Below are 14,353 nucleotides of genomic sequence, written 5' to 3' on the forward strand. Positions count from 1 at the left end.
GATGGATGCTCTGATATTAAAACAAAAATTACAGCATATTCAGTCGTCTAATCATGCCATTGATCACGAGGAACAGCCTTACGAATTGGCACTGCATATGATGAAGCATATTGGTAGTACTGACCCTGTCCTGCGGGATGAATTGATCTATGTTACGTTTGCAACATGGATTGGACAGGGTGTATTTTCGGAAGATCAGCTAAGGCATATGTTGCAGTTGGCGCTGGACGATCAGCACCTGTTCTATGGGATCGGAGAGCAGGGAACGGATAGTGTGTTTACGCGGACGTTCTCCGTATTGTTACTGCCTCCAATTCTGAATGTGGATCGTCAGCGACCTTTCCTGGACAATGAGGATATCGCAGGGATTCATCATCGGTTAACTACATATCTGGAACGTGAAAAAGATGTTCGCGGCTACGCCGATAATAAAGGCTGGGCGCATGCCTCTGCACACGCGGCGGATGCGGTTGAAGACTTGGCACAATCGCCATATCTGGAGCGAACGGATCTGCTGGAACTTCTGCACGCACTCGCTGTAAAAATAACGGAATCAAGTGTGGTTTACATCCATGATGAAGATCAGCGAATAGCGCATGCTGTGATTACCATTCTGCGTCGCAATCTGTTGGAGCCAAAGGATATTACGACGTGGATCGATTTCCTTCATCAAGGAGACCAGGCGGTGAACAGATCACTTCTGGAAACCAGTCATAGGAACCTGAATGTGCGTCTGTTTTTGCAGACACTGTATCTTGCGATACGTACAGAAGAAGATGAGCCGTTTCCGGCGGTTTGTTCACTGGTATTGCAGGCATTGGAGAGAGATAAATAACGATACGCTAAACGTTTGGAAAAAGGGGGAGATGGCGCATGACCAAACAGACGTATGCATGGACGGAGGAGATTTTATCTCTGCTGGGTGAGACAGCGGTTATCATCCAGTGTGGAGATCAATTGTCTGACGCTGTGCAGCGCAGAGTGATGTCTGTATGTGCTTTGCTGGAAAAAAGCACTTTGCCAGCCATGATCGAATGGGTGCCTTCATATACATCCGTTACAGTATTTTATGATCCGTTCATCTCCCCGTACCCCGAGTTATGCCGAATCCTGCTTCAGCAGTTGAATCAAATGAAGGAATCCCTTCAAGACAAACCCAGAACGGTCACGATTCCCGTATGTTACGGTGGCGAGTGGGGCCCTGATCTGGGCTATGTTGCCAGTGAACATGGACTGACCCCAGAAGACGTTATTGCGATTCATACATCCGGGGATTATCTCGTACATATGATTGGATTTGCACCGGGTTTTCCGTATCTCGGCGGGTTGTCTGAACAGATTGCTACGCCCAGACGGGCAACGCCAAGGCTTCGGGTTGAGGCGGGCACAGTAGGTATCGGTGGCAAACAGACGGGAATCTATCCGGTGGATACACCCGGGGGATGGCAATGTATTGGACGAACGCCACTCCGGTTGTTTCGGCCGGATGAGAACGTACCGAGTTTGCTGGCAGCAGGTGATCGGGTTCGATTCGAACAGATTACGATGCAGGACTATCTGGCGTTGAAGCGGAAGGAGGGCGAACGATGAGTATTGAAGTGATTCGCCCTGGTCTGTTATCTACCGTTCAGGATGAAGGCAGAACCGGTTATCGCCGGTATGGTATTCATCCTGGCGGGGTCATGGACACCTTTGCAGCCAGAGCAGCCAATATGCTTGTGGGCAACTCCCGACATGCGGCAGCGCTGGAGTTGACGATGACGGGGCCGGAGCTTCGATTTCAGGAGAGCCAGCTCATCTCATTATGTGGGGCCGATCTGACGGCAACGGTGGATCATCTGCCCGTACCTTTGTGGCGCCCTGTGCTGGTGCGTGCTGGAAGTGTACTGAAGTTTGGCTCATGTCGTCATGGCTTGCGCAGTTATCTGGCGATTGCGGGTGGAATAGCTGTGCCTGAAGTCATGGGCAGTCGAAGTACAGATCTCAAGACAGGTCTTGGGGGTTTGGAAGGAAGAGCCCTGCGTGTGGCAGATCTGTTATCTACAGGTGAACCTTCTGGTGAAGCACAAGGTTGGATGAAGCGTCTTGAGCAGCAGGTAGAGGAGAGTGATCGGGATCAACGATTTTTGGCCCCTGCGTGGTTTTTATCTGAACGTGAGAGACCTGACTATTATGGGAGATCTGTTATTCGTGTGATGGAGAGCAAGGATAGTTCGCTGTTCAGTGAGGCAAGCTTGGGACAATTCTATGCCGAAAAATACGTGATCTCTCCGCAATCCGATCGGATGGGCTATCGCTTGCAGGGCTCCAGACTGGAGCTGGATCAGCCGCTGGATCGGCTGTCTGAAGCGGTTACCTATGGCACGGTGCAGGTGCCACCGGATGGTCAGCCCATCATCCTGATGGCGGACCATCAGACGATTGGAGGTTATCCTGTCATTGCACAGGTAGCTCGGGTGGATATACCTATCCTGGCTCAGGCTAGGCCAGGAACCCAAATTTATTTTAAAAAGATTATGCCTGATCAAGCTGGACAGTTGTATATGCAACAGGAAATCAATATGCAGCTCATGGATAAGTTGATACGCAGAAGAATGGCAGGAATGGGGGGCACTTAATGAATACCTCGAAAACCTTGGATATCAATTGTGATCTGGGCGAAAGTTATGGTATATATCGCACTTTATCGGACGAAGCCATTCTACCCTTAATTACATCAGCCAATATTGCCTGCGGGTATCATGCAGGGGACCCGGCTACGATGCGGCTGACGGTAGAGAGGGCATTGGAGCATCAGGTGGCCATTGGAGCCCACCCTGGGTTGCCGGATCTGCAGGGGTTTGGCAGAAGACGTATGGACATTACGCCACGGGAAGCATATGACATGGTGGTGTATCAGATTGGTGCGCTGGATGCCTTTGTCCGGGCAAGTGGGGGGCGAATGCATCACGTGAAACCGCACGGTGCCTTATACAATATGGCTGCAGAAGATACAAAGCTTGCTGAAGCCATCGTGGAGGCGATTTATCAAGTACAGCCTGATCTGTATTTGTATGGTCTGGCGGGCAGTGAGTTGATTCACGCCGCGGATCGCATCGGTCTGCGTAGTGTGAGCGAAGTGTTTGCGGATCGAACCTATGGGGCGGATGGTAAGCTAACCCCTCGTAGCCAAGCAGGAGCTGTCATTGAAGAGTCGGGACAAGCGATTGCTCAAGTGCTCCAGATGGTAAAAGACGGCGTAGTTGTATCCACGGATGGTACGTTGGTTCCCATTAAGGCAGAGACGGTCTGTATCCACGGTGACGGAGCAAACGCTCTCACATTTGCTCAAGAGATTCGTCGTGTGCTGGAATCTGAAGGTACTAAGTTATCCGCGCATACAACAGGATGATACGCCTTTTCAGCAGAACAATAGTAGTATTAGGTTGTAGTATCAGGTTGTTCGGATTGAACTTTGAAATTTTAGAATGACAAGGAGTGGATCAACAGAATGAAACCCATACGCAACTCCGCGAAGGCTGTCATTGTGCAGGATGGACGATTGCTGGTCATCCGGCTGGAAGACCAATATGGTACGGCTTATGTATTCCCGGGTGGAGGACAGGAGAAAGGGGAAGAACTCAAGGATGCGGTCGTACGTGAATGTCTGGAGGAGATTGGTCAGGCCGTGAACGTGGGAGAGCTGTTACATATTCGAGAGTATATCGGAAAAAATCATGAATTCGCCGAGTGGGATGCAGACATCCACCAGGTTGAATTTTATTTTGCGTGCAGCCTGATAGATCCGGAGGCAACCGTTTTTGAAGGCTCCAATCCAGACGACCACCAAGTCGCTGTGGAATGGATTGCACTTGAAGAGCTGTCCCAGATTCGTTTATATCCAAAAACAATTGGCGAATTGCTTCTTAAATCGGATTCTTCATCAATCTATCTTGGAGATCTGAATTAAAAAGATCCTAGGAACAATACGGGATAATCCCTTTATGTAAACATTTTAATAATCAGCTTTGCCGATTTTGTCACGTTTGCGTACAGGTTTAAGGGATTCACCATAGGTGAGGTGGGTACACTATAAGTACAGGCTTATTACAGAGTTGCATTAGGCTGTCTCTAGTTATAAGCGATTAATGAACTGTCATTAAACAAAAAGAGATAGTAACAATTACACTTCTCTTTGTACTTTTATTAATCAACCTTAATTGGGAGAACGGTAGACGTAGTGGAGGGTACGGAATCGATTCTGAGGAAGCGAAGTGTTCGCATGTATCTTGGATTTTCAATCATATATCCTTTGGAATTAAGCATTCACACGATAACGGAGAGCACAGAAGAAACCTGAAAAAGCGAAGCGCTCGCCTTTATCACCGGATTTTCCCTTTAGAAAAAGGGAATCAAAAAATCTGGGGATAACAGCGATTGGAAGGTTGTTCTGTCATCGTAGTGCCAGTGTGAATCGGTTTTAATCCAATGCATATGAGGAAGAGATCAGGATCATTGAGAGATAACAGCGATCCAAAGAACGATTCGTACCCGAAACGGCCGCCTACAAGAGTCCTTCCAATATACCTCCAAAACCGAAAGGAGCACTTCCCATGAACCAGAATGAATTGGAACAAAACATTGTAAAAGCATTGGAAAACAACCCTTTTTGCAGCTTCTCAACTGTGGAGAATGGTAAACCGAAATCCCGCTATATGGCGCTTTTCAACGATGGACTGAACATTCATCTGGCCACGAACCGCCGTACACACAAAGTAGAGGAACTGGAGAATAATCCGAATGTTAGCCTGCTACTTGGTTACGAGGCTGGTGGTTCCAAGGAAGTAGTTGAGATTGAAGGAACCTGTGAAGTGACAAAGAACGAAGGTTTGCGTGAGCAAGTGTGGAACGATGAACTGAAAGCGTGGTTCGATGGACCTAATGATCCGAACTATGTCATTCTGGACATCACCCCGACTCGTATTGAATACACAGGGAAAGATCATGAGCATCATGTGTGGGAACAATAATCCGAATGTGAAAATAACCTCTGCAAAGTAGCGTCCTTATGCGAAAATACGCGCAGAGTTTAATCCAACCGTGAAAGCCAATATGGTTTCACGGTTTTTGGTATGGATGAATAACTCTGAATTGGATATACATGTAAGAAACATGTAATATACGTATTTTAAAGATAATAAGCACTATATACCTACTAAAATGTTGAAAAAATTGTCGAAATCACGCATGATAATGTAAACTCGCCTAGGTATGTGCGGGTAATGTAAAAAATAATGCTTTTCAATGGCTGAACATTGCGTTATGATTTGGAATGTAAACGACAAGCACAGACATAAATAGATGTTCATGTGAGATAAACTTACCTGAAATTCCGATGCATGTCATCAGAGCGTCAGTACGCACAACCCATGAAATCTATCTTTTTTCTGCGCTCTTCGTTTGCCCATTAATGCATGATTCAATGTACATAACCGGGAGGGGTTATTTTGAAAACGAGTAAAAAAGTATTATCAAGCCTGACTGCCGCTTTGGTTGCATTAAACGTGCTTGCGGTGTTTCCGGTACCTGTATCGGCTGCGGATGCTGCCAAAGTTAAACTGCGGATCATGGAAACCACAGACATTCATACAAATCTGGTTAACTATGACTACTATTCCGACAAAGAGACAGACCAGTATGGACTTGCCAAAACAGCTACACTGATTAAGAAAGCCCGTGAAGAGGCGAAGAACAGCCTGCTGTTTGATAATGGAGATCTGATTCAGGGGAATCCGCTGGGAGACTACTCTGCGAAAATTGATCCACTGAAAAAGGGTGAGACTCACCCTGTATATAAAGCGATGAATCTGCTCGATTATGATGCAGGTAACATCGGTAACCATGAATTCAACTATGGTCTGGATTTCTTGGACATGACGCTGGAGGGAGCAAACTTCCCTTACATTAATGCCAATGTCTATGTAGACGATGGTGATGATGATGAGACAAATGACAAGAATTACTTCACACCGTATGAGATTTTGGATAAAAAGGTAACGGATGAGACTGGCAAAGAACATACGATCAAAGTAGGTGTGATCGGATTTGTACCGCCACAAATCATGCAGTGGGACAGCGCTAACCTTGAAGGCAAAGTAATCGCCAAGGATATTATTGCTACCGCGAAAAAATTCATTCCAAAAATGAAGGCTGAAGGTGCCGACATTATTGTAGCTATTCCTCACTCCGGATTTGAGGAAATTCCTCAAACGGATCTGATGGAGAACTCCGTACTGTATCTGAGCCAAGTTGAAGGCATTAATGCCATTCTATTTGGACATGCCCACAAAGTGTTCCCAAGTGCTGATTTTGCCGGCAAAAAAGGGGTAGACCTGGAAAAGGGCACCATTAACGGCGTTCCTGCTGTAGAGCCAGGATTCTGGGGTGATCATCTGGGGATTATTGATCTGGATCTAGAACAAGTGGATGGCAAATGGAAAGTGGTCGATTCCAAAACGGAAGCACGCCCAATCTATGACACAGCCAACAAAAAACCATTAGTAGAGGCTGATCAGGACATCATTGATGCGGTTCATGAAGAGCATGAAGGTACATTGGAGTATGTTCGTGGTCCGGTGGGCGAAACGACTGCACCTATCAACAGCTTCTTCGCTCTGGTTCAGGATGATCCATCCATTCAGATCGTAACGAATGCACAGAAATGGTATGTCGAAAAACATATGCAAGGTACGGAATACGAGAAAATCCCTGTATTGTCCGCAGGTGCACCATTCAAAGCCGGTGGACGTTCAGGCGCTTCGTATTACACGAATATTCCTAAAGGCACCATTGCGATCAAAAACGTTGCTGACCTGTACGTATATCCAAATACGGTACATGCTGTAATGGTTAACGGCGCAGAACTGAAAGAATGGCTGGAATGGTCTGCAGGCCAGTTCAACCAGATCGACCCGGCTAAAGGTGGACAACAACAACTGATCAACAATGACTTCCCGACGTACAACTTCGATGTTATCGATGGTGTAACGTATCAGATTGATGTGACCCAACCAGCCAAATACGATAGCAAAGCTACGATTGTTAATGCATCTGCAAGCCGGATCAAGGATCTGAGCTTTAACGGCAAACCGGTTGACCCAGCACAAAAATTCATTGTAGCGACAAATAACTACCGTGCTTCTTCATCCAAACTTGCTAACCCGGACGGCAAACGGATCGTTCTGGCTGCACCGGATGAGAACCGTCAAGTGATCATCGACTACATTCGTGAAAATAAAACGATTAATCCGGCAGCGGACGGCAACTGGTCCCTGGCACCAATCAAACCATCTGCTGGTGTAACTGCAGCAGCGCTGAACGATCTTGAAGTTGTGTTTGCTTCTTCCCCGGATGCGAAAGATCTGGTTGAAGCGAACCCGGCGATGTCATTCATCGGTACAAACAATGAAGGTTTTGCAGAGTATGGCTTGAAACTGACAGGTGAAGCAACGACAACACCTGAAACAGGTGCGGAGCCAGCTCCAACGCCTAAACCAACGCCAACACCGACGCCTAAGCCACAACCTGAGAAACCGGCAACCAACAACAAGGTTGTATATGTAGTGAAAAAAGGGGATAACCTGTACCGCATCGGTTTGAAATATGGTGTGGACTGGCGCAAACTTGCGACAGCCAACAAGATCTCAAATGTGCATAACCTGAAAGTTGGACAGAAAATCGTGATTCCCGCTTCTTAAAGTTTAATAAGCTGAGGAGGAGACTGACAGTCATCAGACTGTCGGTCTTTTTTTCTGCAAATTTGAATATATTTGTTCCAAGAACCGTCATACAGGAAGTCATCAAAACAGTAGAGATTAATTTTAAGACCCATGATATAATATTTACAAACTTTGGGTATATACAAGTGAACATTAATGGACATGGAATCTAAATTGGCAAGGGGGGTCCTACATGAATTGCAGTGGCTGCAGTCCAATCTATCCTATAGAGGGCCAAGGTACCTTGTACTTGCGTCCCATTTCCCCCGCTTTGCTGGAAGCGCTACAAACGCTACAAACGCCGGGAAGACTTATCGAGACGTCGGATGACATGATGTGGATACATTTTTCGAATCTTGAGACAGTTCAGAACTTAATAGAAGAGATCGGCGAAATTGATCCGACATTACGTGATACCCTAACTGTTCAGATTATGCCTATTTACGAACAGGCTAATGAAGAAAGTTGGATTAGTCTAACCATGCAGGAGTCCCGTTTCAAACATGCGGAGCTTGTTTCCATTATTCTGGAGCATCAATTCAGCAGTCATATGCAACCCATCGTTGATGCATCGGAGCAGATTATCGGATATGAGTTTTTGCTTCGTCCTGCTGAGAATGGAAAATCCTTCAGTTCCTATGAATTATTTGAAGTTGCGCGTGAGACCGGACTACATTCTTTTCTGGATCGATTGGCGCGTATTACTGCTATTGAGACCAGTGCCCTTTTTCTGCCGCATGGTGTCAAACGCTTCGTAAATTTCCTGCCTTCCTCCATATATAATCCCGAATATTGTCTGACACATACGTTTGAAGCGATTGAACGCCTTTCGCTGGACCCTAAAGATTTTGTGTTTGAAGTCGTGGAAACAGAGCAGATTCAGCATATGCCCATCTTGCAGCAAATATTTGAGGTATATCGTTCCCGTGGAATGTCGGTTGCACTGGATGATGTGGGTGCCGGATATTCGACAATAGAGTTGATGAATCGGTTAGAACCGGATTTTGTCAAAATAGATCGAAGTCTTATTGACCGTTGTGATCAGGATTCGACCAAACAACAGCAAATTCTTCATATTGTTGAGATGTCGAGTCGATTTGGAGGGCAAGTCCTTGCCGAGGGGATCGAACGGATGGAAGAGTTTGAATTCTGTCGTTCCATAGGTATTGAGCTTGCCCAGGGCTACTATTTTGGTAAACCTTCGGCACAACCGCCAGGCGGCCCGTACTCCAATACTTCATCTAATTCATGGAATAATTAGTAACCTGTACCTTGTACAAGTCGCTTCTGATCAGAGGTGGCTTGTTTGGCGTGCCTGCACATTTTTCTCTCAAATAAAAACCCTCATTTAGCCGATATATAAGATAAGCCTTTTAGATTGATCCATACATACAAAGAAAGAGGGCATTTTTACATTTTGAGGGGGAGAAAGACATGAGTGAAACTCAGGATAATAAACCAATGAAAGCAGCGAAACCTGCCAAACCAAAACATAATCAAAATAAAAAGAAGAAAAAGAAAGGTTTCGTCTGGAATATAAGGAACAAACTGTTAGTCTCCTTCCTGGCCGTTCTACTCCTGCCAAGCTTGGCAGTCGGCTTGATCACACTAACGATGGCTGAAGATGGCGTACAAGGACAATTAGTAGATAGTGCCATGCAAAGTGTGAGCACTGCCAATACCATTGTAGAAAGCCAAGTGAATTACAAGATTCATGACATTAACTATTTCGCGGATGCCCTTGATCCGAGCCTGATCAAAGGGGAGAACGATAGTCCGGAGCTTCAGGTGAAGCTGGAGCAATACCTGGGCTTGCATCCCGATGCCATGAATATTTTTGTGGGAACAACAGACGGAGTCATGGTTCGAGGTAAACCAACAGCGAGCAGTACGCGGGGAGATGCTTATGATCCTAGGGAGCGGGAGTGGTACAAACTAGCGATGGAAAAGCCAGGTACAGCTGTTGTATCAGCTGTGTCTGTTAATACCGATGGTGTTGCAGTTGTATTTATTTCCAAAACATTAAAGGATCAATCCGGTGTTATCGGTTTGTCTCTGGATCTGACAGACCTGCGAGAACAGGCATCCATTAAGGTGGGCAAAGAAGGTTACGTCATTATTATGGATGCAAACAAAAACTATGTCGTTTCCCCTATAGCAGATGCAGGTACACAGGAAACTAGCGGCACCCTTGATGAGATGTATCAGAGTCAAGAAGGCCAATTCGATTACGTGTATAACAATCAGCCGAAAATGATGATTTTCTCAACAAATGAAGCAACGGGCTGGAAAATTGCCGGCACGATGTTCAAGAGTGAAATAACCAATGCGAGTAAGGATATTCGCATGGCCACATTTATTGTTATTCTGGCGGCTACTTTCCTTACACTCATCTTTATTATCTGGTTTACACGCTCCATGCTGCGTCCAATTAAACGACTGCAGGAATCTGCCAGAGCCGTGAGTAAAGGTGACTTGACCGTGAAAATGGAAACAGGGCGTAAAGATGAAGTCGGAGAACTTGCGAAGTATTTTGAACGTATGGTCGATAACCTTCGAATGATGATTCTGGGCGTACAGGAAACGACAGAGCAGGTATCTGCTTCTTCTCAAGAGTTGTCTGCCAGTGCAGAACAAACCACCAAAGCGATTGAACATTCAACACAGGCCATTCAGGAACTGGCTGAAGGTGCAGAGCAGCAGGTAAACAGCGTGAAAGACGGATCGGGACAGATGAGCCGAATGGCAGAAGATGTCCGGATGATGTCAGAGCGTGTGCAATCGATTACGGCGAATATGCGGAATACGTCCGGAGCAGCTACTTCTGGTAATGAGGCAGCAGGACAGGCTGTGGTGCAGATGAACAGTATCCAGGAAACGGTGGAGCAGCTGGGGACTGTGGTTCAATCTCTGAATGCTCGTTCCGTTGAGATTGGTAGTATGGTTGATGTCATTGCATCCATCTCCAAACAAACGAACTTGCTCGCATTAAATGCTTCTATTGAAGCGGCAAGAGCGGGGGATGCGGGTCGTGGGTTTGCAGTTGTAGCCGGTGAGGTACGCAAACTGGCAGAAGAATCCGGAAGTTCGGCAGCGCAGATCGGTGAGGTGGTTCATAATATCCGTCAGGACATGGATGCCGCTCTAATCGCTATGAATGCGGCTCAGACTCGGGTAGGAGAAGGAATTCAGGCCGTGAATACATCAGGACAATCCTTTGCTCAGATTCGGGAGGCGGTGGAAGATGCGGTTCATACATTGGATGACTTATCCGCAACAACGAAGCAACTGGAGAGTGGTGCATCCCACGTTGCCAAGGCGATGAGTGATATTTCGAATGTGACCCAGGAATCGGCTGCGAATACAGAATCCGTGTCTGCATCTTCGCAAGAACAACTGGCATCGGTAGAAGAGATTGCATCATCGTCGGCACATCTGAATAGCATGGCAGAACAATTACAAGGACTGCTTGGCATGTTCAAGATGGTAGAGGATACACCGAAGGATAAGGGCAAAGAATAAATCCTAGTATTTTACCACCACAATTTACCATACATTTTATAATAGAAGAAAATAAAGATAGACATTGCTCCTGCAGCCCTGTATAAATATATCGTCTGGTTATTCTGCGCATATAGCGGTGTAATCTTACAAAACAAGATTGAATTAACGAAATAATATATGGATACAGGGTACAGCAGGAGGCTCTATGGTATACGTAGCAATACTGATTTTTGTAGTGACAATCACCTTGGTAATCTGGCAACCTCGTGGGTTGGGTATCGGTTGGACTGCCTCGGGCGGGGCATTGCTTGCCCTGCTATGTGGAGTTGTCAGCTTAAACGATGCCTCGGATGTGGCATCTATTGTATGGAATGCAACGCTGGCCTTTGTCGGCATTATTATGATTTCTCTCATTCTCGACGAGACGGGTTTCTTCGAATGGGCTGCCCTTCATATGGCAAGGCTGGCTGGAGGAGACGGTCGCAGACTGTTCTTCTACTCCATTCTGCTGGGAGCCGCGGTGTCTGCCTTGTTCGCGAATGACGGTGCGGCGCTCATTCTGACGCCAATTGTGCTCGCGATGGTGCGTGCATTGAAGTTTGATGAGCGCATGGTGCTGGCTTTTGTGATGGCGAGTGGATTTATCGCCGATACTACATCGTTGCCGCTGGTCGTCAGCAATCTGGTTAACATTGTATCGGCCGATTTCTTTGGCATTACATTTGTGGAGTATGCGGTACGCATGGTTGTGCCCAATCTGTTCTCAATTGTAGCGAGTACGGGGATGTTGTTTTTGTTTTATCGCAAAAGCATACCCCTTCGCTACGACATCTCCGCTGCACGTGACCCGAAGGAAGCGATACGTGATCCACGGATGTTCCGAATCGCCTGGTTCATGCTTGGGCTGTTATTGGTTGCCTATGCATCCAGTGAGTTTCTGCCGATTCCCGTGTCGGTTATCGTTGGCTCCGTTGCGTTGCTGTTCGCTTTATTGGCACGCAAGAGCGAGGCTGTTGATCTGAAACGGGTAATCAAGGAAGCGCCATGGTCGATTGTGGTGTTCTCGGTGGGCATGTATATCGTCGTATATGGACTACGTAATGCAGGGTTAACGGATCATCTGAGCCGCTGGCTGGATGCCATAGCAGAGCATGGTCTGCTGGCTGCTTCGCTTGGGATGGGCATCATCGCTGCTGTATTATCATCGGTGATGAACAACCTGCCAACCGTGTTGATTAACCTTCTAGCCATCCAGGGCGCGCATACCGAAGGTATTATTCAGGAAGCATTGATCTATGCCAATGTCATTGGTTCTGACCTGGGTCCCAAAATGACCCCGATTGGATCACTTGCCACATTGCTGTGGCTGCACGTGTTATCCCGTAAAGGTGTGAAGATCACATGGGGGTATTATTTCAAAGCAGGCATCATCCTGACGATTCCAACATTGTTAATTACCCTAGCCGGGTTGGCATTGTGGTTATGGATCCTAGGTTAGTAAAATTAGATTTTACATTAAGTATCAATAAGGTAATTCTGTTGTAATGTAAAAGCTGCTCTCACAGCTGGTGCTACGCACTGGCAGCGAGGCAGTTTTTTTTTGTTCCTCTTTTGTTTCTTCTATAGAAGAAATGAATGCTCTATTTCAATTAAGCAGTTAAGCATTTACATAAGGCCAGCCCATTGTAGGGCTGGCCTTCTTTGCCTACTCCCCAGGCAGGAGATTGAAATGCCTGAGATCCAACAAGCGCTGACACAGCGCAGGGAGCGGAACGATTGTGGAAAAGCGAAGCGTTCGCCTTTATCCCCGGATGTATTCCATATAAAAAGTAAATCATATAAATCCGGGGATAACAGCGATTGAAGCAACGTCCACTCCCGAAGCGGCCACCTCAGCGCCAAATAAATCCCAAATGTTTCAATATACAGCCGATATTTTTAACATTGCGTTTACAAAACACTGATTTTAAGATGACATACCGAAACTACAATGAGTAAAGAGTTGATGGTGAACAAACAAATTCACAAAACGCCATCACTACATTGGGGGAGGAAAACAAAACATGTTTAAAAAGTTGCCGTTTATTTTGATGACCTTAACGTTCGTACTGGTACTCGCAGCATGCGGATCGAAAAATGACGCTGGTACAGAGGGTGCCGCAAGCAATGGATCAGGAGAAGCTGCTACTGAGCTTAGCGGTAACATTCTGGCAGTCGGATCGACAGCATTGCTACCTCTGGTAGAACAAGCTGGACAGAAATTTATGGCAGTTGATGAATATAAGAACGTAACGGTTCAAGTTCAAGGTGGCGGTAGTGGTACTGGTTTGACACAAGTATCTGACGGACAAGCTACAATCGGTAACTCTGATGTATTTGCAGAAGAGAAACTGGAGGACGAAGCCAAAGTAAAAGAATTGGTTGACCATCAAGTAGCAGTAGTAGCTATGGCGCCAGTTAGTAACAAAGATGCAGGTGTAAAAGATTTGACGAAGCAACAACTGGTCGACATCTTCTCCGGTAAAGTAACGAACTGGAAAGACGTTGGCGGCGCGGATAAAGCAATCGTTATTGTAAACCGTCCGAGCAGTTCCGGTACTCGTGCAACTTTTGAGAAGTATGCATTGGGTGCAAAAATGGGTGATATCCAAGGTTCGATTCAAGAAGATTCTTCTGGTAACGTAAAAAAATTGGTATCTGAAACGCCAGGTGCTATTGGTTACCTCGCCTTGTCTTACTTGGATGACAGCTTGCAAGTGTTGAAATACGAAGGTGTAGAAGCAACAGTTGAGAACGTAGAAGCAGGAACTTATCCAGTATGGGCTTACGAGCACATGTACACGAAAGGTACGCCAGATGCAGCAACACAAGCATTCCTGGACTACATCTTGAGTGACGAAATTCAACAAAATGACGTGACAGAACTGGGATACATTCCAATGTCAGGTATGAAAGTAAAACGCGATGCAGCAGGTAATGTGGTTCAATAATCTTTGAACTTGCGCATACAGCGAAAGAGGCGGACTTAGGTCCCGCCTCTTTACGCGGTTTGCTCTAAAATAATCCCATATTTTGCATTAATTCTACTATAG

11 protein-coding genes are annotated in these 14,353 nt (G+C 46.2%); all 11 read left to right on the forward strand.

Annotated features, from left to right (window positions below; all coding sequences use genetic code 11):
* Position 1: 1 nt before the first annotated feature.
* The 11 genes from MKY87_RS18265 to MKY87_RS18315 all read left to right on the forward strand — a co-directional run bounded on the left by MKY87_RS18265 (position 2) and on the right by MKY87_RS18315 (position 14,251).
* On the forward strand, positions 2-835 hold the full coding sequence (locus MKY87_RS18265) for a DUF2785 domain-containing protein (protein ID WP_340965636.1): 834 nt from the start codon (positions 2-4) through the stop codon (positions 833-835).
* A 38-nt stretch (positions 836-873) separates the two neighbouring features.
* Complete coding sequence (pxpB, locus tag MKY87_RS18270; protein ID WP_340965637.1) at positions 874-1,590, forward strand: 5-oxoprolinase subunit PxpB; 717 nt, start codon at positions 874-876, stop codon at positions 1,588-1,590.
* Positions 1,587-2,618, forward strand: coding sequence for a 5-oxoprolinase subunit C family protein (locus MKY87_RS18275; RefSeq protein ID WP_340965638.1), 1,032 nt, complete (start codon positions 1,587-1,589; stop codon positions 2,616-2,618). Before pxpB ends, MKY87_RS18275 begins: the two co-directional genes overlap by 4 nt.
* Positions 2,618-3,391, forward strand: a complete 774-nt coding sequence (locus MKY87_RS18280; RefSeq protein WP_340965640.1) for a LamB/YcsF family protein — start codon at positions 2,618-2,620, stop codon at positions 3,389-3,391. Before MKY87_RS18275 ends, MKY87_RS18280 begins: the two co-directional genes overlap by 1 nt.
* Before the next feature lie 99 nt (positions 3,392-3,490).
* Positions 3,491-3,949: an NUDIX domain-containing protein gene (locus MKY87_RS18285; RefSeq protein WP_340965641.1), complete on the forward strand. Its 459-nt coding sequence runs from the start codon at positions 3,491-3,493 to the stop codon at positions 3,947-3,949.
* Between the two features lie 643 nt (positions 3,950-4,592).
* Entirely contained in the window at positions 4,593-5,009 is a 417-nt protein-coding gene (locus MKY87_RS18290; RefSeq protein WP_036673192.1) for a pyridoxamine 5'-phosphate oxidase family protein, read from the forward strand.
* 477 nt (positions 5,010-5,486) lie between these two features.
* Positions 5,487-7,736, forward strand: coding sequence for a bifunctional 2',3'-cyclic-nucleotide 2'-phosphodiesterase/3'-nucleotidase (locus MKY87_RS18295; protein WP_340965643.1), 2,250 nt, complete (start codon positions 5,487-5,489; stop codon positions 7,734-7,736).
* Positions 7,737-7,950: 214 nt separating this feature from the next.
* The gene (locus tag MKY87_RS18300; protein WP_340965645.1) at positions 7,951-9,018 is read left to right on the forward strand and encodes an EAL domain-containing protein; all 1,068 of its coding nucleotides are present in this window, start codon (positions 7,951-7,953) and stop codon (positions 9,016-9,018) included.
* 173 nt (positions 9,019-9,191) lie between these two features.
* Complete coding sequence (locus MKY87_RS18305) at positions 9,192-11,279, forward strand: methyl-accepting chemotaxis protein (protein WP_339786770.1); 2,088 nt, start codon at positions 9,192-9,194, stop codon at positions 11,277-11,279.
* Between the two features lie 187 nt (positions 11,280-11,466).
* Complete coding sequence (locus tag MKY87_RS18310; protein WP_047840355.1) at positions 11,467-12,759, forward strand: arsenic transporter; 1,293 nt, start codon at positions 11,467-11,469, stop codon at positions 12,757-12,759.
* Positions 12,760-13,324: 565 nt separating this feature from the next.
* Positions 13,325-14,251, forward strand: coding sequence for a phosphate ABC transporter substrate-binding protein PstS family protein (locus MKY87_RS18315; protein WP_340965646.1), 927 nt, complete (start codon positions 13,325-13,327; stop codon positions 14,249-14,251).
* Positions 14,252-14,353: the final 102 nt, after the last annotated feature.

This window comes from Paenibacillus sp. FSL R7-0198 (genome assembly GCF_038000415.1).
Lineage (GTDB): Bacteria > Bacillota > Bacilli > Paenibacillales > Paenibacillaceae > Paenibacillus.

Bases quoted from the DNA above. Each gene is read 5' to 3' on its own strand.
- MKY87_RS18265 (WP_340965636.1), top strand. From the start codon at position 2: ATGGATGCTCTGATATTAAAACAAAAATTACAGCATATTCAGTCGTCT.
- pxpB (WP_340965637.1), top strand. From the start codon at position 874: ATGACCAAACAGACGTATGCATGGACGGAGGAGATTTTATCTCTGCTG.
- MKY87_RS18275 (WP_340965638.1), top strand. From the start codon at position 1,587: ATGAGTATTGAAGTGATTCGCCCTGGTCTGTTATCTACCGTTCAGGAT.
- MKY87_RS18280 (WP_340965640.1), top strand. From the start codon at position 2,618: ATGAATACCTCGAAAACCTTGGATATCAATTGTGATCTGGGCGAAAGT.
- MKY87_RS18285 (WP_340965641.1), top strand. From the start codon at position 3,491: ATGAAACCCATACGCAACTCCGCGAAGGCTGTCATTGTGCAGGATGGA.
- MKY87_RS18290 (WP_036673192.1), top strand. From the start codon at position 4,593: ATGAACCAGAATGAATTGGAACAAAACATTGTAAAAGCATTGGAAAAC.
- MKY87_RS18300 (WP_340965645.1), top strand. From the start codon at position 7,951: ATGAATTGCAGTGGCTGCAGTCCAATCTATCCTATAGAGGGCCAAGGT.
- MKY87_RS18305 (WP_339786770.1), top strand. From the start codon at position 9,192: ATGAGTGAAACTCAGGATAATAAACCAATGAAAGCAGCGAAACCTGCC.
- MKY87_RS18310 (WP_047840355.1), top strand. From the start codon at position 11,467: ATGGTATACGTAGCAATACTGATTTTTGTAGTGACAATCACCTTGGTA.
- MKY87_RS18315 (WP_340965646.1), top strand. From the start codon at position 13,325: ATGTTTAAAAAGTTGCCGTTTATTTTGATGACCTTAACGTTCGTACTG.